Genomic DNA, 23,919 nt, shown 5'->3' with positions numbered 1-23,919 from the left:
TTGTCTGGAAATGTCCTGTTTTTAAGATTGGCATCAACAGAGTTGATTTAAAATCTAACAATATGGCAGAAATAATGCATAAATCAATGTAAGAATATGCAATTTACAAATGATTTGTCGCATATAAATGACTGTAATATACATAAAAAGTGCAATGTCAGGACTCTTTCCTTTTAAAGGAACGATCCGTTCCTTTAAAAGGAACAGATCGTTACTCACCGAGGAACATCTAATTGCTTTAAAAGGAAGAGCCAAAAGTAGTTTTAATTTCTAATTCTGTTCTAGCTGATAGACTTTCCTGTCACAGGGAAATATATCATATCGAAATTAAACGTTTCTTTTATATTCAAAGGTGCAAGCTGATATAAGTAATCACATAGCACAAGGGAACAAAAACCGGCAGATATATTTCATCTGTAGATCTGCTGTTTTAAAATCCTGCCGATTTTTGTCATTCTCCCAAGCAAGTTCTGCATATTTTGAATTATACCATAACTAAATATGCTTTTCTTCAGATTTGATCTATTTCTACTATCACGCTAAAAAGTAATCATTCATTATGATTGGTGGTGGGAAATATTCAGGATATATAAAAATAGTATCCAATAATAATACCTTATATAAATAAAATAAAGATATAACTTGCTTATAATGAATGAACTAATTGATTAAAATGGATAGAAACAGGGTATCATTCGTTAAAGAAAAGGGTAGCTGTACCGCTGATAAATAATTGATTATCACGTCTATATATGGATACAATAACATATATAACTATTAGGGTTATATTTTTCATTATTATAATAATCAGCACTTTATATTAAGAATTAGTTCTGCAAAGACTTTGCAAATTTCGTACATCGGTATGCAAACTCAAGAAGTAGCGATTAAGCCTAATTTAAAGGTAGTACTTAGGTCGGATGCTCAACAGATCGATGAAGTTGTTGTTACAGCAATGGGTATTAAAAGATCTGAAAAAGCATTAGGGTATGCTGCGACTTCAGTGGGTGGAGAAAAAATTGCGGAAAGCCGTACATCTGATGTGATGTCAAGCTTGGCAGGTAAGATTGCAGGTGTACAGATTTCCAGCACTTCATCTGACCCCGGAGCCTCTAATTCGGTCATTATCCGTGGAGTTAGCTCACTCTCCGGTACCAACCAGCCACTATATGTCGTGGATGGAGTACCTTTGAATAACTCTACCGTATACTCTACAGATGGCTTGAATAGCGGATATGATTTTGGAAACGGTGCCAACGCTATCAATCCGGATGATGTGGCAAACATGACTATTTTGAAAGGTGCTGCGGCCACTGCTTTGTATGGTAGCCGTGCTGCCAACGGTGTAGTCATGATTACTACCAAAAGCGGCCGGAAAGAAAAAGGGGTTGGAATCGAGTATAACGGCGGAGTTCAGTGGTCAACTGTTCTGCGTCTGCCGGAATTTCAAAATGAATTTGGTATGGGATGGAACGGCAACCATACAGAATTGGAGAACGGTTCCTGGGGACCTCGTTTCGATGGCTCCATGCAGTTGTGGGGTAATGTGTACAACAACTCTCAGAAACTGAAACCTTATGTGGCAATGCCTGATAACATTAAAGACTTTTTTGATGCGGGATTCAGATATAGCAACAGCCTTTCATTCAATGGAGCTACAGATAAAAGTGATTATTATGTATCCTTCTCTCAGATCAGCGATGATGGTATGATCCCGACAGATGCCGACAGCTACGATAAATACACTTTTTCTGCACGCGGCAGCCATAAGGCAGGAGCGTTGACATTCTCTTCTTCACTGAATTACGCTTATCAAAAGAATAACTTTGCTACTACGGGACAAGGTTTGTCCATGCTAAACTCTTTATATCAGACACCAAGAGATATCAGCATAATAGGACTGGAAGACCAGAATGATCCGTTCAACACTCCGGGATATTATTATACCCCCTACGGAGTTATGAACCCTTATTATATTTTGAATAACTATTTGAATGAATATGAATCTGAAAGATTCTACGGAAAATTTCAATTGGATTATGAATTCCTGAAATACTTCAAGTTTACGTACCGTATGGGCTTGGATACTACAACAGGACAAAGTGACAAAGGAAAACCGAATCTGTACGCTCTTTATTATGAAGGTACTCCTAATGGAGAAGGTCAGGGCTCCAGCAGTCCTTTCTCTGGTGAAACCGGACAATATTCTGAGCAGATAACCCGTCGTCGCGAGATAAACCAGGATATTATGGTTAATTTCAATATGCCGGTTAACGATTTTAATATCAATGCACTGGTCGGTTTCAATGGCAATGAACGTAAAGTCTCTTATCAATATTCAGAAGTTAATGATTTAACGATTCCTACATGGTTTAATCTGAAGAACTCCGGCAAAACTCCTATAGTAGAACAGCACATGGAACTCAGACGTCTGATGGGTGTTTTCGGACAGTTTGAAGGTTCATGGAAGAATATGCTCTATTTAACGGTAACTGCCCGTAATGACTGGTCTTCTACTCTTCCGAAAGAAAATCGCAGTTTCTTCTATCCCGGTATTACCGGTAGTTTTATTTTCAGCGAATTATTGAATGACAATCTGCAAGATGTGATAACTTTTGGTAAGATACGCGCCAGCTGGGGTAAAACAGGTAACGATGCTGATGTGTATATGGTTAATCCTGTGTATGCACAATCTTCCAATAGAATACCTTTCGGTTCTCTGACTTTCCCCCTGGGAGGTGTCAACGCTTATTCTGCAGGAAATGTACTCGGAAGTAATACATTAAGTCCGGAAATGACCACAGAATCTGAAGTCGGTTTAAATATGGCTTTCTTCAAAAACCGCCTCTCTTTTGACGTATCTTATTATAATAGGAATACCGATAAGCAGATTTTCTCTTTGGCTATGGACCCTGCTTCAGGCTATACAGCACAGAATATGAACCTGGGTAAGATTCGTAACCGTGGTATAGAACTCCTGATCAGCGGCACTCCGATAAGAACAAAAGATTTCAGTTGGGAACTGACATGGAACTTCACAAAGAACTGGAGTAAGGTGATCAGTTTGCCGGAAGAATTGGGTGGCATTACAACGATTTATGGGCTCAATGGAGGTACCAGTATGTACGCTATAACAGGCATGCCTGTTGGTGTTTTCAAGGCTCAGGTAGCCGAACGTGATCCGCAAGGACGTATTGTCGTAAATTCATCAACAGGTCTTCCGGTTGAAGCCAGCGAATTCGGAATCTGCGGAGATATGAATAACAAATATCAAATGGGTGTTTCTACTAACTTGAAATATAAAGGTATAAGCTTAGGCATTGATTTTGATATCCGTCAGGGCGGAGTGATGTATTCACGTACTAAAGATATAAACTATTTTACCGGTAACGCGATACAGACTGCCTACAATGACCGTAATCCTTTGATTGTTCCTAACTCAGTAAATAAAATAGTGAATGGAGAAAACGTTACTTATGTAGAAAATACAACTCCTATTACAAGCTCTAACATTTATAAATACTGGGGCGACGGTGGTTCTGATATGGGAAGCTGCTTCCTGGTAGACAAATCATACGTCAAGCTTCGTTCTGTTGTATTAGGTTGGGACCTGCCCAAAAGATGGTTGGCAAAAACTCCTTTCCAGGCAGTAAAAGTGTCTGCATATGGCAATAACTTATTTGTCTGGACTCCATCCAGCAATACATTTATTGATCCCGAAATGACTTCATTTGGTAATGACCTTGAAGGTAACTATGGAGAATACACGGCTAATCCCAGCTCACGTCGTTTCGGTTTCAACTTAATGGTTAAATTTTAAACAGGAATAAAAATGAAAAAAATATTATTATATGCATCATTAGCAACAACAGCATTGTTTGCAGGTTGCGACCTGAACATCAATGACGACCCGAACTACCCGATGAATGATCAGGTAACGGCGGATTTGATATTCCCCTCTATCAGTGCTTCCATTGCTTCGGCGGTAGGCGGAGAAATTTATAATTACGCTGGCTTTTTCGCTCAGTACTATGAACAGAAACCGGAGTCGAATCAGTATAACACTCTATGTGAATATACATTTACCGAATCTTCCCAGCAAATGGATTATTCGTATAGAATCCTGTTTGCAGGAGCTTTGGAAGATGCAAAGCAGGTGCTGGAAAAGACCACAAACCCTGCCGACCGATTCGCTACTACCATACTGAGAGCATATGCCTTTCAGATAATGGTAGATAATACTAGTGACTCACCTTATTCGGAAGCTCTGCAAGGTAATGCCAATGCCACACCTAAGTGGGATACGGGTGAAACAGTATATAAAGGTATATTAGGTGAGATAGATGCGGCAGAAGCTGCTTTGGATGGAAGTGGTATGGATGTGCCGGATTTGATATTCAACAAAAATATCGCTCAATGGAAAGGTTTTGCCAATGCTCTTCGCCTCCGTATGTATCTGCGTTTCATTGATGCCAACATAGATGCGGCTTCGTATACAGAGAAAGTGAAGACCTTAGTACAAAACAACGAATTCTTTACCGGTGACGTGAAACTGGATTGTTTCTTGGATGAAACAGACAAACGGAATCCATGGTATAATACGAATGCGGTCGGATTGACCGGTAATCATTGTGCTGCCTATCCGTTAGTATCTTATTTAAGCAGTACGGGAGACCCTCGAATCGCTTATGGTATTAGTAAAACAGATGCGGATGGAAAGTATGTAGGTCAACTTCCCGGAGGAAAAACACATATGCAAAGCATTCTGGGTACTGACAACTGGAAAAACAAAAACGTAAGTGCGATTGATTACTCTATCGGGGCCACAAAACCTGTCTATTTCTTTACTCAGGCTGAATTACAATTCCTGATAGCTGAGGTATATGCTCGTTTTCACAATGATGATGCGAATGCAAAGAGTGCTTATGAAGCAGGTGTAACTGCAGACTTTGCCGTTCGTGGATTTGCAGGTCAAGAGAATACCATTTTGGAAGGAGCGTGTGCATGGTCTGCTGCTTCTACACAGGCAGACAAGTTAAACTTGATATATATGCAGAAATGGGTATCTCTTTTCTACATGGATCATATGGAAGCATGGAGTGAGATTCGTCGTACAGATTGTCCGAAACTGTCTTCTTATTCAGCAGCACAGATACAGGCTAATGAGTCAGTATACACTCCGGGAGAGTTGGTTGCTCCATGGACTAATGGTCTGGAAGCGGGTGGACTGATGAAACGTATGACTTATCCATTAAGCGCACGTCAGCAAAATGTGAATACTCCTGCAGGAGTACCGGGAAGTACTCCGGTTTGGTGGGATATCAAATAGTAACCAATAACTTAGTAAGTTTTACGTATGAAAAATATAATATACAGCATATTAGTATGTTTGCCGTTTGTCTTTGGAGCTTGCGACAAATCAACAGATGACACTTCTAAAGTCACCTATTTTGTTACGTTGGAAAGAGAGGGTGATGAAAAGATCGTTTTAGAAAAAGGGCAACCCTTTGTGGAGCCGGGATATTATGCGGAAATGAACGGAGAGGATATCACTGAATCTGTTCAGATAAAAGGTAGTGTTGATGTCAACACTCCGGGAATCTACAATTTAGTATATGCGGCATACAATGAGGATGGTTTTGCCAAAACATTTACAAGAACAGTATATGTGGCAGATAATACTGCTTCTCCTTTGAAATCCGGAATTTATACCGTAGCCGAAGGAAGTAAACGTACCGCCCCTTCTGTGGTAGCTTTCAGTGGATATGAGATTGTGATTTTGCAGATGGAACCGGGGATTTTTTATATCAGCGATTTCTTAGGAGGCTGGTATGACCAGCGTACCGGCTATGGCCCGGATTATGCAATGGTTGGCAAATTCGAATTGAATGATGATAATACCATTACTCCTCTGGAAAGTTATGTTGCAGGTTGGGGAGATTCCATGGATCAAATGACTAATACATTATTGGACACTGCGACTGGGACTCTGAAATGGACTGTTGCTTATGCCGGTCAGCTATCTTTTGACATTATAGTAAAACAATAAAAATACGATTATGAAGAAATATATGATATTACTTTTAGCTTCACTGGCTTTTACATTCGTGGCATGCGACAACGATACAGAACCAGGTGGTACTGCTGTTGAAAAAATGGCAGGAGACTGGTGGGTGACAGTGAATGCATTTATTGACGGGAAAGAAGTAGAAGATCCTTTTGGAGCAGGACATCTGCAAATGAGTACTTACAATACAGCCAGCAACAGTGAAACTGAAATGTGGCTGGATGATTTAGGAAACTTCTGGGAATATAAACTGAAAGTAAACGTGAATTATGCAGCGAGGACTTTCTCGACAACAGGCTTTGTGGATAATGTAACATATGAATCCAAAGTGAAGATAACTGATGGCAAGGTACTGGAAAATGCTGCCACAACTCCTAGCGGTATGCCTGCTGACAGTATCGTATATATGGTACAGTTCGACGACGATGAAAATGGATTAACTTATAAGGTTTCAGGCTTCCGTCGAACAGGTTTCCCTGCTGACGATTTTTAACAGAAGAGTTTAAATATAGAGAAGGCTGTTCCAATGATCGGAGCAGCCTTTTTTGCAATCTAACCTCAACTAAGACAGATCAATATATGAGCAATCTCTAATATTTACAATATTTCCTTGCCTTTAAAAGAAAAATGAATGGGACAATGTTTTTAATTAGCAACATCCATTACCTGATTAATTGTATACAAATAAAGGTGCCTCTTATGGCATGATACTATTTTTTATTTATAATAGCTCCTTATTTTATAGATATAATATTGATTATAAGGTAAATAGTTCTCATTTCGGTAGAGAAATGGTATTACATAAAAGAGAGTAAACATTAGCTGAATTAGGGTAATTAACTGTCAAATAGATATATAAGCTATTTCTGATTGATAAAATATCGACTAGTGTTACTGATTTATCCCCTATATACATGATTGATTATCAGCTATATATAAATTTATTAGTTCTGCAAAGACTTTGCAGATTTCGTATATTGGTATGCAAACACAAGAAGTCGTAATCAAACCTACTTTGAAAGTCTTGTTAAAGTCTGATTCTCAGAATCTTGAAGAGGTAGTGGTAACAGCTATGGGTATTAAGCGATCTGAAAAATCTTTAGGTTATGCAGTATCCAGTGTAAAAGGAGATGAGATAACTAAAGCGCGTGAAAGTAATGTGCTTAATTCATTGTCCGGTAAGATTGCAGGTTTGCAAATTGCACAGTCGTCTGGAACGGTAGGTGGTAGTTCAAGCATACAGATTCGTGGTGCTTCTTCTATTGGCACAGTTTCTTCCCCTTTATTTATTATTGACGGACTTCCTATCGACAATGGTTCTTACAATCCTGACAGAACCAATGGTATAGTCGATGTAGGTAACCGTGCAGGAGATATCAACTCTGACGATATTGAATCTATCAACGTTTTGAAGGGGGCAGCTGCAACTGCATTGTATGGAGCGCGTGCAAAAGACGGTGCAATTGTTATTACTACTAAGAAAGGGAAGAAGAATTCACCGGTATTTGTTACGGTAAACTCTTCAACACGATTTGAGAATGTACTTAAATTGCCTGATTTCCAGAATGAGTATGCACAAGGTAGCTACGGAGTATATAATGTAAAAATGCTGAATGGATGGGGACCGAAGATTTCATCGGTACAAGATCAGCAATTTACAGATTATAAAGGAGATAAAGTGACCTTGAAAGCAAATCCTGATAATGTGAAGGATTTCTATGAAACCGGAATGAGCTATATTAATAATGTGTCAGTAGCCGGAGGTGGTGAAAAGGCTGATTTCCGTTTGAGCTTTACTTCTACTAATCAGACCGGTGTTGTGCCAGGTTCTGACTATAACAAATATGCATTCTCTGTGAATGCAGGTATGAACTTTACTAGCAACTTCACAGGACGCATCTCTGCCCAATATATACGTTCAGATTCTGAAGGTCGTCCGGCACAGGGGGCAAATGATAGCAACTTGCTGATTCCTTTAATCAATGGATTGCCAAGAACGATTGATATTCATGATATTAAGCAGAACTGGATTGATGAAAATGGCAAACAGGTTACGTTGGATCCGGAAGGCAAAAGTAATAACCCGTACTGGATTATTAATAAGAATAAATTTACTAATAATCTGGATCGTATGATCGGTAATATCACATTGACTTATAAGCCGATTGAAGGATTGACTATCACTAACAATGCCGGAACTGACTTCTATACAGAGGGAAGACGTAAACTTTACGCAAAGGGTACTGTAGGAGCCTTAAATGGTAAGTTCCAGACTTGGAATTTGTATAAAAGAATTATAAATAATGACTTAATGGTTTCCTATGAGAAGACTTTTGCCAATGATTATCATTTTAAGGCGATGGTAGGTCATAATCTCTATCAGGAAGAATGGAAGAATGAGAATGTACAAGCTCAGAATCTGGTAGTTGACGGATTGTATACATATACTAATGCGAAATCTACTACTCCGGTGAATTATTATGAAAAGAAACGTCTTGTCGGTTTATACGGAGATATTAGCTTGGGATACAAAGATATGCTTTTTATTAATGTAACAGGACGTAATGACTGGTCGTCTACTCTGCCTATTAATAACCGTTCTTATTTCTATCCATCTATCAGCGGTAGCTTTATTTTCACAGAATTGATGGAGAATAAAGACATCCTGAATTACGGTAAGATTCGTTTAAGTTATGCGAATGTGGGTAGTGACGAAGATCCGTACAATTTGGCATTTAAATATACTCCAGCTAGTACTTACTTTTTGCAATATCTGGGTAATGTCAATACTTTTCCACACATGGGACTGGTTGGTTTTACCGGGCCTCGTGTTCTGCCGAATGAAAACTTGAAACCTCAGAACCAAAGTTCATTCGAAGTCGGAGCTGATTTACGTTTCTTTGGGGGAAAGATTCGTTTGGATATGACTTATTATAGCAATATCACAAAGAATCAGATTGTAAGTATTGATGTCCCGTTGTCAACAGGTTACTTTGCTAATAATATCAATGCCGGAAAGATTGCCAATAAGGGTGTCGAAGTAACTTTGGGCTTGACTCCTGTAGAAACACGTAACTTTAAATGGGACTTGGATGCAACGTTTGCTTCTAATAAGCAGACTGTAGAAGAGTTGGCTGAAGGACTTGATGAATATACATTGACTAGCGGATTGAGCGGTTTGCAGATTAAGGCTGCCAAAGGTGATTCGTTCGGTTTGTACGGTACTGCCTGGAAGCGTGATGATCAAGGTAATTATGTAATCAACTCTAAGACAGGTTTGAGAGAAACAGTCAATAACGTACGTTTGGGAGACGTTTATCCTGACTTTACAATGGGTATCAACAATACACTTACTTATAAAGGGCTGACTCTTAGTTTCTTGATTGATATCCGTCATGGAGGTTCCTTATATTCGGAAACAGTAGCTAATTTGAGAAGCAGTGGTTTGGCTGCAGAAACAGTGGCTCACCGTGAAGATGCCTCTTTCATTGAACCGGGTGTTATTCTTCAGGATGACGGAACTTACAGACCTAATGATGTTCCGGTGAAGAGTATGCAGGACTACTGGCAGCATGTGGCGAACTCCAGTAATAATGAAGGAAATATCTATAATGCATCATTTGTGAAACTTAGAGAAGTGCAATTGTCCTATAGTTTTCCGCGTAAATGGTTTAAGAGTTTCTTTGTTAAATCATTGGATTTAGGCTTCGAGGCACGTAACTTATGGATCATCAAAGATCATGTGCCGCATATTGATCCGGAAGCTAACTTCTTCGGTCCTTCTCAGATCGGAGGCGGTGTAGAGTTTAACAGTATCCCTTCTACCAGAAGTTTCGGATTTAATCTCAGACTAACATTGTAAGAATTAAACGAACATGATTATGAAAAAGAAAATATTAGCATATGCATTGAGCGCTTTGACATGTGGGTTATTTACTTCATGCAGCGACTGGCTTGATATCAACCATGACCCCAATACTGCCGAGAAAGTTGATCCCGGATATTTGTTTAACTATGTAGCCGTAAACTGGGCCGGAACACGTACCGGTGGTGACTTCTATATTCCGTTATCAATGAGTTCACAGTGTCAGGTTGACGGTGGACTTGATTATGGTGGCTGGGATGAATCGGTATATACCATTTCCCCTTATAGTACAGGAAATACGTGGAAACATTATTACTCTGTCGGTGGTAATAACTTGATGCTGGCTATTAAAAATGCGGAAGAAGCAGATCCGGTGAATCACAATGCTATTGCACAGTGTAAGATTCTGTTGGCTGAACATATGTATGAAGCGACGATGCTATGGGGGGATATCCCTTTCACTGAATCTTGGAACGGAACAATTAAATATCCGAAATTTGATTCTCAGGAAAGTGTATTGAATGGGGTGTTGTCATTGCTTGATGAAGCACTGCAGATCATGGATTTGAATGATGCCAATGCGATTGATGAATACGATATCTATTATAAAGGTGATATGAATAAATGGATGACTTTGGCCAAATCTTTAAAGTTCAGAACACTGATGGTTATGGTGGACAAAGATCCTTCTAAAGCTACTGCCATTGGTACGTTGTTACAGGCTGGAGGCATGGTATCATCAGCATCTGATAATTTGGTGTTCCCTTATTCTGCAGAACCGGGTAATCAGAATCCTAAGTATGAACTAATAGAATTGGTTGGCGGTACACAGATATTGTTTTTTGCCAGCAACTATATGCTGAAGCCGATGCAGGAACGTAATGACCCCCGTATTCCTTGTTATTTTGAACCGGGGGCCGACGGTGTATACAGAGGCTTAGGTAACCGTGAACCTGCTGTTACTGATGACAAAGATAATATGTTATCATCTGTTGTTAGCAGTTATCTTTTCAGAAAAGATGCGCCGGAGTTAATATACTCTTGCCAGGAGCAGTTGCTTCTGGAAGCGGAAGCTTATGCGCGTGGTTTGGGAGTTGCTCAGAATTTGTCGAAGGCTAATGAATTGTATAAGAAAGGCATTCGGGAAGCATGTGCATTTTATGGAGTAGCGGAAGCGGATATTAATACATATGTTACAGGTTTGCCGGAATTGACAGCGCTGACTCAGGAGAAAGCACTGTATGAGATTCATATGCAGCAGTGGATTGATTTAATGGATCGTCCGTTTGAGGAGTTTGTACAGTGGAGACGTTCTGGTACTGCTGGAAATGAAGTCCCGACCTTACAAGTGCCGGAAGATGCAACTTCAAAAGAACTGATCAGAAGATGGGAGTATAGCCCGGAAGAGATGACTGCTAATATCAATGCACCGAAAGAATCTCCGAAGATCTGGGAAAAGTTATGGTTTGATTTATAATTGAATTACTATAAATGGTTACGAAAAAGAGGACAATACAACATTGTCCTCTTTTTTTTTGTTATATTTGCGACCATATTTAGATTTATATAGTAGAAGTTAAAGAATGAAAGAATTTATAATATCCGAAGCCAAAGTAGAAACCGCAGTACTTGTCGGACTCATTACTCAGATGCAGGATGAGCGGAAAACGAACGAGTATCTGGATGAATTGGCTTTCCTTGCTGAGACGGCTGGGGCGGAGGTAGTGAAACGATTTACACAGAAATTACCGACAGCCAATTCGGTTACTTATGTCGGAAAAGGAAAACTGGAAGAGATCAGACAATATATACGGACAGAAGAGGAAGAAGAACGTGAAGTGGGAATGGTCATCTTTGACGATGAACTTTCCGCGAAACAAATACGTAACATTGAAGCCGAACTGAAAGTAAAGATACTAGACCGTACTTCATTGATCCTCGATATATTTGCGATGCGTGCACAGACTGCCAATGCGAAAACGCAGGTGGAACTGGCTCAGTACAAATACATGTTACCACGTTTGCAACGACTCTGGACTCACTTGGAACGTCAGGGTGGTGGCTCCGGTAGCGGAAGCGGTAAAGGAGGTTCTGTGGGACTTCGCGGACCGGGTGAAACACAGCTTGAAATGGACCGCCGTATCATCCTCAACCGTATGTCACTATTGAAAGAACGTCTGGTGGAAATAGACAAACAGAAAGCTACTCAGCGTAAGAACCGCGGACGCATGATCCGTGTTGCATTGGTCGGCTATACAAATGTTGGAAAATCGACCATCATGAACTTGCTGTCAAAGAGCGAAGTGTTTGCCGAAAACAAGCTGTTCGCTACACTCGATACAACGGTACGCAAAGTGATCATCGATAACTTGCCGTTTCTTCTGTCGGACACGGTCGGATTTATCCGTAAGTTGCCCACTGACCTGGTAGACTCATTCAAATCGACTTTGGATGAGGTGCGTGAAGCCGATTTACTGGTGCATGTAGTAGACATCTCTCACCCCGGATTTGAAGAACAGATCGAAGTGGTGAACAAGACACTTGCCGACATTGGCGGCGGTGGCAAACCCATGATACTTATATTCAATAAAATAGACGCCTACACCTACGTGGAGAAAGCGCCGGACGACCTTACCCCCCGAACAAAGGAAAACTTAACACTCGAAGAACTGATGAAGACGTGGATGGCAAAGATGGAAGACAACTGCCTCTTTATTTCCGCCCGCGAACGAATCAATATAGACGAACTGAAAGATGTAGTTTATCAGCGAGTGAAAGAATTGCATGTTCAAAAGTACCCCTATAACGATTTTCTTTATCAGACTTACGAAGAGGAAGAATAATAATCAATGTACCGCTTACTGATTGGGGGAGGCGGTACATATCTATTTTTATCTATATGAAAGACTATCGTAAATTGACTGAGGACGAAGTGCTTCAGTTGAAGAGCCAGTCGTGTCTGGCTGATGATTGGGGAAATGTTTTGGTTGCCGAGGGGTTTAACTGTGAGTATGTTCACCATACCCGCTTTTCGGGTGAAGTGAAATTGGGTGTATTTGATGCCGAATTTACACTGCCCGGAGGAATCAGAAAACATTCGGGACTCCGTCATGTAACTCTGCACAATGTGGTAGTAGGGGATAACTGCTGCATTGAAAACATTCAAAACTACATTGCTAATTATGAAATCGGAAATGATACCTTCATTGAAAATGTGGATATCATTTTGGTAGACGGGCTAAGCACCTTTGGTAATGGGGTGGAAGCGACAGTGCTCAATGAAACGGGCGGACGTGAAGTGCTGATCAATGATAAACTGTCGGCACACCAGGCGTACATACTTGCATTGTATCGTCACCGTCCGGAACTGATTAATCGCATGAAGGCGATTGCCGATTATTATTCCAACAAGCATGCTTCTGCGGTAGGTAGTATAGGTGATCATGTGATGATTCTGAACACAGGGTCTATCAAGAATGTACGGATCGGTGATTATTGCCATATTTGCGGTACTTGCCGTTTGACAAACGGTAGCGTCAACAGTAATGTAACAGCACCTGTACATATCGGACATGGAGTGATATGTGATGATTTCATAATCTCTTCCGGCTCCGAAGTAGATGACGGAACGATGCTGACCCGTTGTTTTGTCGGTCAGTCTTGCAAACTGGGACATAACTATTCAGCCTCCGATTCCTTGTTTTTCAGTAACTGCCAGGGAGAGAACGGGGAGGCATGCGCCATCTTTGCGGGACCTTTCACGGTGACTCACCACAAATCGACTTTATTGATTGCCGGTATGTTCTCGTTTATGAATGCGGGATCGGGATCGAATCAGAGCAATCATATGTATAAACTGGGACCTATCCATCAGGGAACCATGGAAAGAGGGGCCAAAACGACCTCCGACTCCTATATCTTATGGCCGGCACGTGTCGGAGCCTTTTCTCTGGTAATGGGACGTCACGTTAATCATGCCGATACCTCCAATCTTCCTTTCTCTTATCTGATCGAGCAACGGAACACGACTTATCTGGTTCCGGGAGTGAATCTGAGAAGTGTGGGCACCATTCGTGATGCTCAGAAGTGGCCGAAACGTGACAAGCGGAAAGACCCGAACCGATTGGATTATATCAATTATAATCTTCTGAGTCCATACACCATTCAGAAAATGTTCAAGGGACGTTCTATTCTGAAAGAGCTTAAGCGGGTATCCGGCGAAACATCCGAAATCTATTCTTATCAGAGCGCAAAGATCAAGAACTCCTCTTTAAATAATGGTATTCGTTTTTATGAGATCGCTATTCATAAGTTTTTGGGTAACTCCATCATAAAACGCCTGGAAGGCATTAATTTCCAGAGCAACGAAGAAATACGTCAGCGTCTGAAACCGGACACGGAAATCGGAACCGGCGAATGGGTGGATATGTCCGGACTGATCGCTCCTAAAAGTGAAATAGACCGCCTGCTCGATGGCATCGAAAACGGTTCTGTCAACCGGTTGAAGTCCATCAACGCCAGCTTTGCGGAAATGCACGAGAATTATTATACGTATGAGTGGACCTGGGCTTACAACAAGATTCAGGAGTTTTACGGCTTGAATCCGGACGAAATAACGGCACAAGACATAATCCGTATCGTAAAAGCGTGGAAAGAGGCGGTAGTCGGCCTTGATAAAATGGTATATGATGATGCCCGTAAAGAGTTCTCGCTGTCTTCGATGACAGGATTCGGAGCCGACGGTTCTCACGATGAAATGAAGCAGGACTTCGAACAAGTACGTGGTGATTTTGAAAGTAACACGTTTGTGACGGCTGTCTTGAAGCATATTGAGGACAAAACTGCGCTTGGCAATGAATTGATCAAAAGAATCGGGTCTATTCAAGAGTAAAATCTAAAGTCAGCTTATTGGTTAGTCGCCTCATTAACAGTAGTTATTGTGATATAAAGTTCTCAGACCATTCTCATATCGATGAGAAAAAATTCTCACCACAATGAGAAAATTTTCTCATCGCAGTGAGAAAAAATACTCATAGGTATGAGAAAAAGTTCTCACTGCAATGAGAATAAATTCTTGTTGCGGTGGGCATAGTTCCTTTCTGCGTTATTCATTCTTAATTCTTCATTCTTCCGTTATCATTCTTTATTTTTAATTACTACCTTTGCCTCACTAACTAACATTACGTAATAAAATAAGAAATTATGGCAACACCTCCGTTTAAGTATCAGCCCATGTTTGAAAAGGGAAAAGATACCACTGAGTATTATCTGCTTACAAAAGACTATGTATCGGTAAGCGAGTTTGAAGGAAATCCTATCCTGAAAATTGAAAAAGAAGGCTTGACTGCGATGGCAAATGCAGCTTTTCGTGATGTGTCATTCATGCTTCGCCGTTCGCACAACGAACAGGTTGCTAAGATTCTGAGCGATCCGGAAGCCAGCGAGAACGATAAGTACGTAGCACTGACCTTCCTGCGTAATGCGGAAGTGGCTGCCAAAGGGGTACTTCCATTCTGTCAGGATACCGGTACTGCTATTATCCACGGTGAAAAGGGACAGCAGGTATGGACTGGCTATACCGATGAGGAAGCTCTGTCACTGGGTGTTTACAAGACATATACTGAAGAAAACTTGCGTTACTCTCAGAATGCGCCTCTGAATATGTATGATGAGGTAAATACAAAATGTAACCTGCCTGCACAGATTGACATCGAAGCTACCGAAGGCATGGAATACGAATTCCTCTGCGTAACGAAAGGTGGTGGTTCTGCCAACAAAACATATCTGTATCAGGAAACAAAAGCAATTTTGAACCCCGGTACACTGGTTCCGTTTCTGGTGGAAAAAATGAAGACTCTGGGAACTGCCGCTTGTCCTCCTTATCATATCGCTTTTGTGATTGGCGGTACTTCTGCTGAGAAGAACCTGCTGACAGTGAAACTGGCGTCTACTCACTTCTACGATAATCTGCCGACTACGGGAAATGAATTTGGCCGTGCTTTCCGTGATATCGAACTGGAAAAACAAGTACTGGAAGAAGCTCACAAGATCGGTCTGGGTGCACAATTCGGCGGTAAATATCTGGCACATGATGTTCGTATCATTCGTCTGCCTCGTCACGGTGCTTCTTGTCCGGTAGGTCTGGGCGTATCTTGTTCTGCCGACCGTAACATCAAATGTAAAATCAATAAAGATGGTATCTGGATTGAGAAACTGGATTCAAATCCGGGTAGCCTGATTCCGGCAGAATTGCGTCAGGCTGGTGAGGGTGATGTCGTGAAGATTGATCTGAACCGTCCGATGGCTGAGATTCTGAAAGAACTGACCAAATATCCTGTATCTACTCGTCTGTCACTGAACGGTACTATCATCGTTGGCCGTGATATCGCTCACGCTAAACTGAAAGAACGTCTGGATCGTGGAGAAGATTTGCCTCAGTATATCAAGGATCATCCTATTTACTATGCTGGTCCGGCCAAGACTCCGGCTGGTATGGCTTGCGGTTCAATGGGCCCGACAACTGCCGGACGTATGGACTCGTATGTTGAGCTGTTCCAGAGCCACGGTGGCAGCATGGTTATGTTGGCGAAAGGTAACCGTAGCCAGCAGGTTACAGATGCTTGTCAGAAATATGGCGGCTTCTATCTGGGTTCTATCGGCGGACCGGCTGCAATCCTTGCTCAGAACAACATCAAGAGCATTGAGTGCGTAGAATATCCGGAACTGGGCATGGAAGCAATCTGGAAAATTGAAGTGGAAGATTTCCCGGCATTTATTTTGGTAGATGACAAAGGAAATGACTTCTTCAAACAGATTAAACCACGTTGTGCCAAATAATAAGTAACAAGTAATAGCAAGTAATTCTTGCGGTTGATTACATAAACATTCATTTGGGATACCTGTCAGTGTTCGTATGGGTATCCCTTTTTTTATAAACTTGCTTATCTAATAATTAAAACACCATGAAACCACCTGTGATGAATATATCCAATCAAAAGAACCAGCATATTGTCTGGTTGGATGTCGTTCGTTTTATTGCTATGTTTACAGTTGTCTGCTGTCACTGCACCGATCCGTTTAATTTTTATCCCGGCACGGCTCCGAATATCGGAGAAATAAAACTTTGGGGTGCTATCTACGGATCTGTACTGCGTCCTTGTGTGCCTCTGTTTGTGATGATTACCGGTGCGTTGCTTCTGCCTGTAAGAGGTGATGCTTCTACTTTTTACAAGAAACGTATTCCCCGCGTCTTTTATCCGTTCCTGATATGGTCGGTGCTCTATAATCTGTTCCCTTGGATTACAGGTCTGTTGGGGCTGAATCCTCAGATTATTCTTGATTTCTTCCCGTATGCGGGAGAGGATGTGATGCAGCAGTCATTCTCTGTATCTTTGAAATATATTTTGATGATTCCGTTCAACTTCTCCATCTTAGCCGTGCATATGTGGTATATTTATCTGCTAATCGGGCTGTATCTGTATTTGCCGGTTTTCTCAGCTTGGGTAGAGAAGGCTTCGGAACGTGCCAAACTAATGTTTCTGCTGGCTTGGGGGGTAACTTTGCTGCTTCCTTATTATTATCAGTTTGTTTCTAATTATTTATGGGGAACCTGTTCATGGAACTCTTTTGGAATGCTGTATGCTTTTGCCGGTTTCAATGGATATCTGTTGCTGGGGCATTATCTGAAGAATCTGGAATGGAGCTTGAAAAAGACGTTGGCGATTGGCATTCCGATGTTTGCAGTCGGTTATGCGGTGACATTCTTAGGTTTCAGACATATAACCGCATTGCCGGAATATACGGATGAGATGCTGGAACTCTTCTTTACCTATTGTTCTCTTAATGTTGTAATGATGACGATACCTGTGTTTATGTTGGCAAAGAAAGTGAAAGTGAACTCGGAAAGGATGAAAAAGGCATTGGCTAATCTCACTGTTTGCGGATTTGGTATTTATATGATACATTATTTCTTTACAGGGCCGTCGGTCGTGCTGATGAGAGCTATTGATATGCCGATTGGTTTACAGATACCTGTAGCCGCTATTCTTGCTTTCGCTGTTTCATGGGGATTGGTATGGCTGATCTATCGTGCAGGAAAGGTTGCTAAATATATAGTAGGATAGTCATAGAAAATAGAAATAGGTGAGAGGTTATCAAAAGTCAATAGTAACTAAATTCCCCTCCTTCAAGAAGGAGGGGTGGCTGAAAGCCGGGGTGGTAGGTTAATTGCATCGCTGAATATCAATAGCTTATGTGTTCACCTACCACCTCCCCCTACGGGTACTCCTCCTTCCTGAAGGAGGAGAGGTTAGTTACTATTGACTTTTGACATCCCCTCTTATCGCATCCTCCGGTATTATTTCCTATTTAATATCTTCTTCCATTTCTCATATTTTGCCAGTACTTTGCTGCCGTCTTTATTGTACCAGCTATATCCGTTCCGGCGTTCATGTCCGATTTCTGAGATATTGTATTTTTTAATTCCGTCGCGGTCGGAGAAGAAAGGACGATTGGTGTCCAGTTCATAAAAACGTGCCCATAGTACGGGGCAATCTTCGCAAGGGATCATCCGGTAATCTCTTTTTCCATCACTGTTGGTGAAGTATTCTTTTTGTACTCCTTTTATTTCGGACTTCTTGAACCATTTGACGGCTGATTCTATCGATTCAATTACTTTTTCCGATGGATGGGGGAGAGACATGAGCAAAAGCACGATATTGTCAGATTCTTGTCCGCTCAATGAAGGCAACTCGTACGCACGTGCCTTGCAGGGCTCCAGTGTGATGCGGTCATGCTGCGCGCACCATACTGTCAGTTCCCCGTTTTGGCGAACCTGTGTCCGGAGGATACATTCTATTCCTTTGTCAAAGGCTTTACGTGCTTGCTGGCAGGTTTCATCGGGGATGAAGGTATAAGGGGACTGCTTTTCGTAGATTTCCCGTAACTGCTGCATGACTCTGACCATTGCGTTGTCATTGTAGGTGATTTGGATATAGTATCCTGTAGGACGCGGATAAAACTGAGGCCATCCGCCATTGTCATATTGTGCTTTGAGCAGATATTGGATACCTTTCAGTACTCCTTCTTTGTATTTCTCTTTTTGTGTAGCTTGATAAAGACGGGCCAGGTATTGGATTTCAGTTGTTGTGGCATTGTTGTCAATGGTACTTTGGTTGACGTCTTCTTTCGCATTCCTTGCTTTGGCATATTCCTGCTCAGTCAGTTCTGCCGGCATATAGATGTTTTTGGGCCAGCCTCCGGTGACTTGCTGGTATAGCAATACATTGTCTCCGATACGTTGTGCTTCTTCTGTCCGGAAAAAGGCATCATCGAACTTGGGAGCGAGGTGTACCCATTCTTTGTAATTCTGTTGTTTCCTGTAATCTGTTGCTTGGGCTGAAACTCCGGTCTGAATGAAAAGTAACAGAAAGAAAAAGGCTGTTTGTTTCATGACTTCTATTGTTAAGTGAATGTTATGGTGCGTGCAAATGTAGAAGAAAAGGTTGGGAATGAAGGGTAATATCTGTTCTTTATGGCATAAAAATTGGGCTAATCGCTTTATCAGATGATTAGCCCAATGAAAACAGGAGAATCAATGTTTTATTGCTCCAGATATTTGGTTATTTTTCCGCTGATTTGAAGTAGTGAGATTTCGCAAAGTTTGGTGTTGTATTCTGCCGAGAGAATACGTTCTTCGGCATCCAGCAGACTCTTTTGTGCCTCGCGTACTTCAAAACCGGAAAGGTCTCCCTGTATATAACGGTCCATGGCGATATCATGATTGTCTTTGGCGGTCACAAGATTCTGCCGTTCCAGATTCAGCAGCTGAAGATTGTTACGGTATGCTTGCCACAAGTTGCTGAGATCGGAACGAAGGGCTAACTCCAGTTCCTGTCGTTCCAGACGACGATTCTTGAAGGCAAGGGTTGCGTTGCGTTTTTCACGGCGGCGGTTGCCGTCGAAGATATTAAAACCGACAGTAACTCCGGCATTAAAGCCTAAGTTGCCTCTTCTGCTGTTTGCATTGATATCATACTTATTAAAGGTATATCCATAGCCGGTATTCAGTTTGAGGTATGGGTAGTTGCGGGAGTTGATCTTTTTGTAATCCAGCTGTGCCAGTACGGTGTTCTGGTCGGCTTTCAGCAAAGAAGCATTGGTGGATAAGGTAGCATTCCATAAATCGTCGAACAGTAAGTCACTGTGTACGTCAATGGTAGAATCTTTGATGACGATAATCTGATTTACATTATTGTTGGCCATCAATTCATTAAGTTGGATGCGCGAGGAGTGCAGCAATTCCTGTTGCTTGATGTATTGGGCGCTGTCCGCATTGAAGTCCACTTTGGCTTGCTGATAATCCAGCCCTGAGAATTTACCGACAAGATGGCTCGCTTCTGCTATACGTAAGCGTTCTTTGGAAAGTGACATCGCATAATGAAAGTTCTTCAGACGGATCTTTTGTTGGATGAAGTTGTAGTATTCCGAGGCAAGATCGGCGATGAAGTCTTCAATGGCAATGCGGGTGTTGGTTTCGCCCTGCCGTTCCAGTTCCTTTAGTTGCTTGTATGTAGTGCTGATATTGAATCCGTCGAAGATGGTCCAGTTGAGGTTGAGGCCGACGTTAACTGTCTGGTCGTAGACTCCATTATTTTTGGTGACCTCTCCGGTGGCACGGGCTTTCGTCTCGATATTGTCCAGGTTTCCGGTATATCCGGCAGAAAAGTCCAAAGTAGGCAGATAACCCGCATTTCCGAGTGTCGCGTTATTCTTGCTGATCTGTTCTTCGTTATGGACGATGCGCAGAGAATAATTGTTTTGCAACCCTTCTTCCAAGCAGTCTCTTAAGGAATAGATTCGCTGTGCCTTCACTGGAGAAACTGATACGAAGACACATGCGGTAACTATGTATATGATTTGTTTCATGCAAATACCTTTCTGTTTCATTCTTTTGTTATTTTGATTCGGTTAGTCGAAATATAACTGTAGATGGCCGGTACGATATACATCGTAAGCAGTGTGGAAACAACCATACCACCTACTACAGCCGTACCCATGGCGATACGCTGATTGGCGCCTTCTCCGCTGGCAAATGCCAATGGAATAAGTCCCAGTACAGTAGAAGCACTTGTCATTAGAATCGGGCGCAGACGCTGTAATGCGGCATCTTTGATGGCGCTCATTTTATCCTCGCCTGTTTCTTGTTTCTGATTGGCGAATTCCACGATCAGGATACCGTTTTTAGCCACGAGACCAATCAGCATGATAATACCGATCTGACTGAAAATATTCATTGTGATATCTCCGAAATACATGAATACCAAGGCTCCGGCAATAGCCAAAGGCACTGTTAACATGATAATTAACGGGTCCTTGAAACTTTCAAACTGTGCTGCGAGGATCAGATAAATCAGAAGGATAGCCAGTATAAAAGCAAACATCAGGCTCGAAGAACTTTCACGGTATTCCTTGGAGTCTCCGGATAATGCGGTACGGAAAGTATCGTCCAATGTTTCCTTGGCAATCTTATCCATTTCATCCAGTCCTTGTCCGATGGTCTTTCCGTCAGCCAGTCCGGCGGAAATTGTGGCTGATACAAATCGGTTGTAACGGTACAGTTTGGGAGGGGCGATACCGTTTTCCAACTCAATCAGGTTGTCCAACTGTATCATATCGCCATTATTGCTGCGGATATAGATAGCTTTCAGATCGGCAGGCTTGTTTCGTTGCTGGCGGTTGATTTCACCCAAAATTTCATACTGCTTTCCGTTCATATAGAAATATCCCATACGCTGGCCGCTCAATCCGTATTGCAGCGTTTGGGCGATATTTTTAGTACTGACTCCCATTACGCTCGCTTTGTCACGGTTGATTCTGATACGGGCTTCCGGTTTACTGAACTTCAAGTCTACGTCTGCCATCTGGAAAACCGGATTCTCATATACTTTGGCCATGAACTGTGGTAATACCTCCTGCAGCTTCTCCAGATTGGTAGCCTGGAGTACGTATTGAACAGGCATACTTCCCCGGCGTCCGCCGAAAGAAGACTGCTGTTGTACGAACGAGCGTGCCATGGTCTTTTTCTGTACGGCCTTTGATATCTTTTCCGCAACTTCCATCTGCGTGTAGTCGCGGTCTTTCATGTCTTTCAGTGTAATGCGTACGTTTCCGCTACCACTGGATACACGTGCTGTTACCGCTTCCGCATCCGGCAGAATAGAATCTACAAGCTGGTTGATATCTTCGGTATAGTCACGGATATATTCATAAGTGACACCTTCTGCACCTCGGGTGTTGATAGAGATTTGCGACCGGTCTTCAAGTGGAGCCATTTCTGCCGGAATAGCATTCCATAAGAAACCGATCAGGCAGATGGTTATAAAAGTGAACGGAAGTGCCAGCCAGCGCTTACGCAAAAAAGCAGCGAGCGAACGGCTGTACCATCGGTTCATCCCTTCAAAAAACGGTTCCGTCTTAGTGTAGAACCAGTTTTGTTTTTCACGTTTGATGAGTAACTTCGTGGCCAGCATCGGAGTGAAAGTCAGTGCCGCAAATGAAGAGATAATGACAGAACCCGAAATTACAATACTGAATTCCCGGAACAAACGTCCTGTCATACCTTGCATGAAGACAATCGGGAAGAATACTGCAACCAGTGTGATGGTCGTTGAAATAACGGCAAAGAAGATCTCTTTGGCTCCCTCTATTCCCGCTTCTTTCGGACTCATTCCTTTTTCAATACGGATATAGATGTTCTCCGTCATTACGATGGCGTCATCCACCACCAGTCCCACAGCCAGCACAATGGCAAGCATGGAAAGCACGTTGATGGAGAATCCGGCAAGATACATGACGAAGAATGCTCCAATCAGCGATACGGGAATTACGATACATGGAACCAGCGTCACCCGCCAGTCGCGTAAGAAAAGGAAGATGATGATGATAACCAGAATAAAGGCTACATATACAGTCTCTTTTACCTCATTGATAGATGCCCGGATAAATTTGGTATTATCAAAACCATAGCTATACGTCACATCTTCCGGCAGGTCCTTCTTCATCTGCTCCATGCGTTTGTATACAGCATCGGCAATTTCGATGTGATTGGCTCCCGGCTGTGGAATAACAACAACACCTACCATGGGTACACCGTTCATTTTCATGTAACTTTTGATGTCGGCAGGCCCAAGTTCTGCGCGTCCGATATCGCTGAAGCGGACGATACGATTATTGTCTTCTTTTACAATAAGATCATTGAACTCATCGGCGGTATGCATTAATCCCAACGTACGGATTGTCAGCTCAGTAGTGTTTCCTTCAATACTACCCGAAGGAAGTTCGACATTCTCATTGTCTACTGCATTCTTTACATCAATCGGAGTGATACCGTATCCCGCCATCTTGACCGGATCGAGCCAAAGGCGCATGGAATAACGCTTTTCACCCCAGATGGATACACTACTTACATCAGAGATGGTCTGTAACTGCTCTTTGACGGTCAAGTCTGCAATCTCACTTAATTCAAGCAGTGAGCGTTTGTCGCTTTGGAGGGCAACCATCAAAATAGGCATCGCATCGGCATCCGCTTTTGATACAGTCGGTGGGTCACAGTCCCGGGGTAGATAACGTTGGGCACGGGAAACTTTGTCACGTACGTCATTTGCTGCAGTTTCCAGATCGACTGAAAGTTCAAATTCTACCGTAATACGGCTTTGTCCCTGCTGGCTGACGCTGGATAGAGACCGGATGCCCGGGATACCATTAATATTTTGTTCCAGTGGCTCGGTTATCTGGTTTTCAATTACGTCGGCATTGGCTCCCGGATAAGAACAACTGACAGAAATGATCGGGTTGTCCACCGATGGATATTCACGGACACCCAGATAACTGTATCCGATAAATCCAAAAAGGAGAATAATGATTGTCAGTACCGTAGCTAATACCGGACGGCGTATACTTAATTCAGATATATTCATAAGGCATGGCA

Annotated in this window: 12 protein-coding genes and 1 pseudogene; 10 read left to right on the top strand and 3 right to left on the bottom strand. The window is 42.1% G+C overall.

Annotated elements, in window-relative coordinates:
• Window positions 1-814 precede the first annotated feature (814 nt).
• The 10 genes and pseudogenes from ACHLI0_RS09700 to ACHLI0_RS09655 all read left to right on the top strand — a co-directional run.
• Window positions 815-3,820: pseudogene (locus ACHLI0_RS09700) on the top strand (SusC/RagA family TonB-linked outer membrane protein); the annotation flags it as partial.
• Between the two features lie 12 nt (window positions 3,821-3,832).
• On the top strand, window positions 3,833-5,329 hold the full coding sequence (locus ACHLI0_RS09695; RefSeq protein WP_055219653.1) for a SusD/RagB family nutrient-binding outer membrane lipoprotein: 1,497 nt from the start codon (window positions 3,833-3,835) through the stop codon (window positions 5,327-5,329).
• 27 nt (window positions 5,330-5,356) lie between these two features.
• Complete coding sequence (locus ACHLI0_RS09690) at window positions 5,357-6,049, top strand: BT_2262 family domain-containing protein (protein WP_490749006.1); 693 nt, start codon at window positions 5,357-5,359, stop codon at window positions 6,047-6,049.
• Window positions 6,050-6,059: 10 nt separating this feature from the next.
• Window positions 6,060-6,560 (top strand): lipid-binding protein, encoded by a 501-nt coding sequence (locus tag ACHLI0_RS09685; protein WP_195380828.1) that lies wholly within the window; start codon window positions 6,060-6,062, stop codon window positions 6,558-6,560.
• Window positions 6,561-7,028: 468 nt separating this feature from the next.
• Window positions 7,029-9,929: a SusC/RagA family TonB-linked outer membrane protein gene (locus ACHLI0_RS09680; RefSeq protein WP_490749005.1), complete on the top strand. Its 2,901-nt coding sequence runs from the start codon at window positions 7,029-7,031 to the stop codon at window positions 9,927-9,929.
• A 19-nt stretch (window positions 9,930-9,948) separates the two neighbouring features.
• Window positions 9,949-11,409, top strand: a complete 1,461-nt coding sequence (locus tag ACHLI0_RS09675; protein WP_490749003.1) for a SusD/RagB family nutrient-binding outer membrane lipoprotein — start codon at window positions 9,949-9,951, stop codon at window positions 11,407-11,409.
• A gap of 106 nt (window positions 11,410-11,515) precedes the next feature.
• A complete protein-coding gene (hflX, locus tag ACHLI0_RS09670) occupies window positions 11,516-12,775 on the top strand; it encodes a GTPase HflX (protein WP_016268682.1) in 1,260 nt (419 codons plus the stop codon).
• A 56-nt stretch (window positions 12,776-12,831) separates the two neighbouring features.
• Window positions 12,832-14,823: a DUF4954 family protein gene (locus ACHLI0_RS09665; RefSeq protein ID WP_008759582.1), complete on the top strand. Its 1,992-nt coding sequence runs from the start codon at window positions 12,832-12,834 to the stop codon at window positions 14,821-14,823.
• Between the two features lie 311 nt (window positions 14,824-15,134).
• Window positions 15,135-16,769: a fumarate hydratase gene (locus tag ACHLI0_RS09660; protein ID WP_008759583.1), complete on the top strand. Its 1,635-nt coding sequence runs from the start codon at window positions 15,135-15,137 to the stop codon at window positions 16,767-16,769.
• A 125-nt stretch (window positions 16,770-16,894) separates the two neighbouring features.
• Window positions 16,895-18,055 carry an acyltransferase gene (locus ACHLI0_RS09655; protein ID WP_490749000.1) on the top strand — a complete coding sequence of 387 codons (1,161 nt, stop codon included), beginning with the start codon at window positions 16,895-16,897 and terminating at the stop codon, window positions 18,053-18,055.
• 233 nt (window positions 18,056-18,288) lie between these two features.
• On the opposite strand, the gene pelA is transcribed toward ACHLI0_RS09655, so the two are convergent.
• From pelA to ACHLI0_RS09640, 3 genes are all read right to left on the bottom strand, one after another.
• A complete protein-coding gene (gene pelA / locus ACHLI0_RS09650; RefSeq protein WP_490748999.1) occupies window positions 18,289-19,383 on the bottom strand; it encodes a pectate lyase in 1,095 nt (364 codons plus the stop codon).
• 149 nt (window positions 19,384-19,532) lie between these two features.
• A complete protein-coding gene (locus ACHLI0_RS09645) occupies window positions 19,533-20,879 on the bottom strand; it encodes a TolC family protein (protein WP_490748997.1) in 1,347 nt (448 codons plus the stop codon).
• Window positions 20,876-23,908, bottom strand: coding sequence for an efflux RND transporter permease subunit (locus ACHLI0_RS09640; RefSeq protein WP_490748995.1), 3,033 nt, complete (start codon window positions 23,906-23,908; stop codon window positions 20,876-20,878). The genes ACHLI0_RS09645 and ACHLI0_RS09640 overlap by 4 nt, the downstream gene beginning before the upstream one ends.
• Window positions 23,909-23,919 lie beyond the last annotated feature (11 nt).

Source organism: Bacteroides sp. RCH18 (assembly GCF_058231005.1).
The sequence above is the reverse complement of the archived record's forward strand: the minus strand, read 5'-3'. Positions and strand labels throughout refer to the sequence as shown.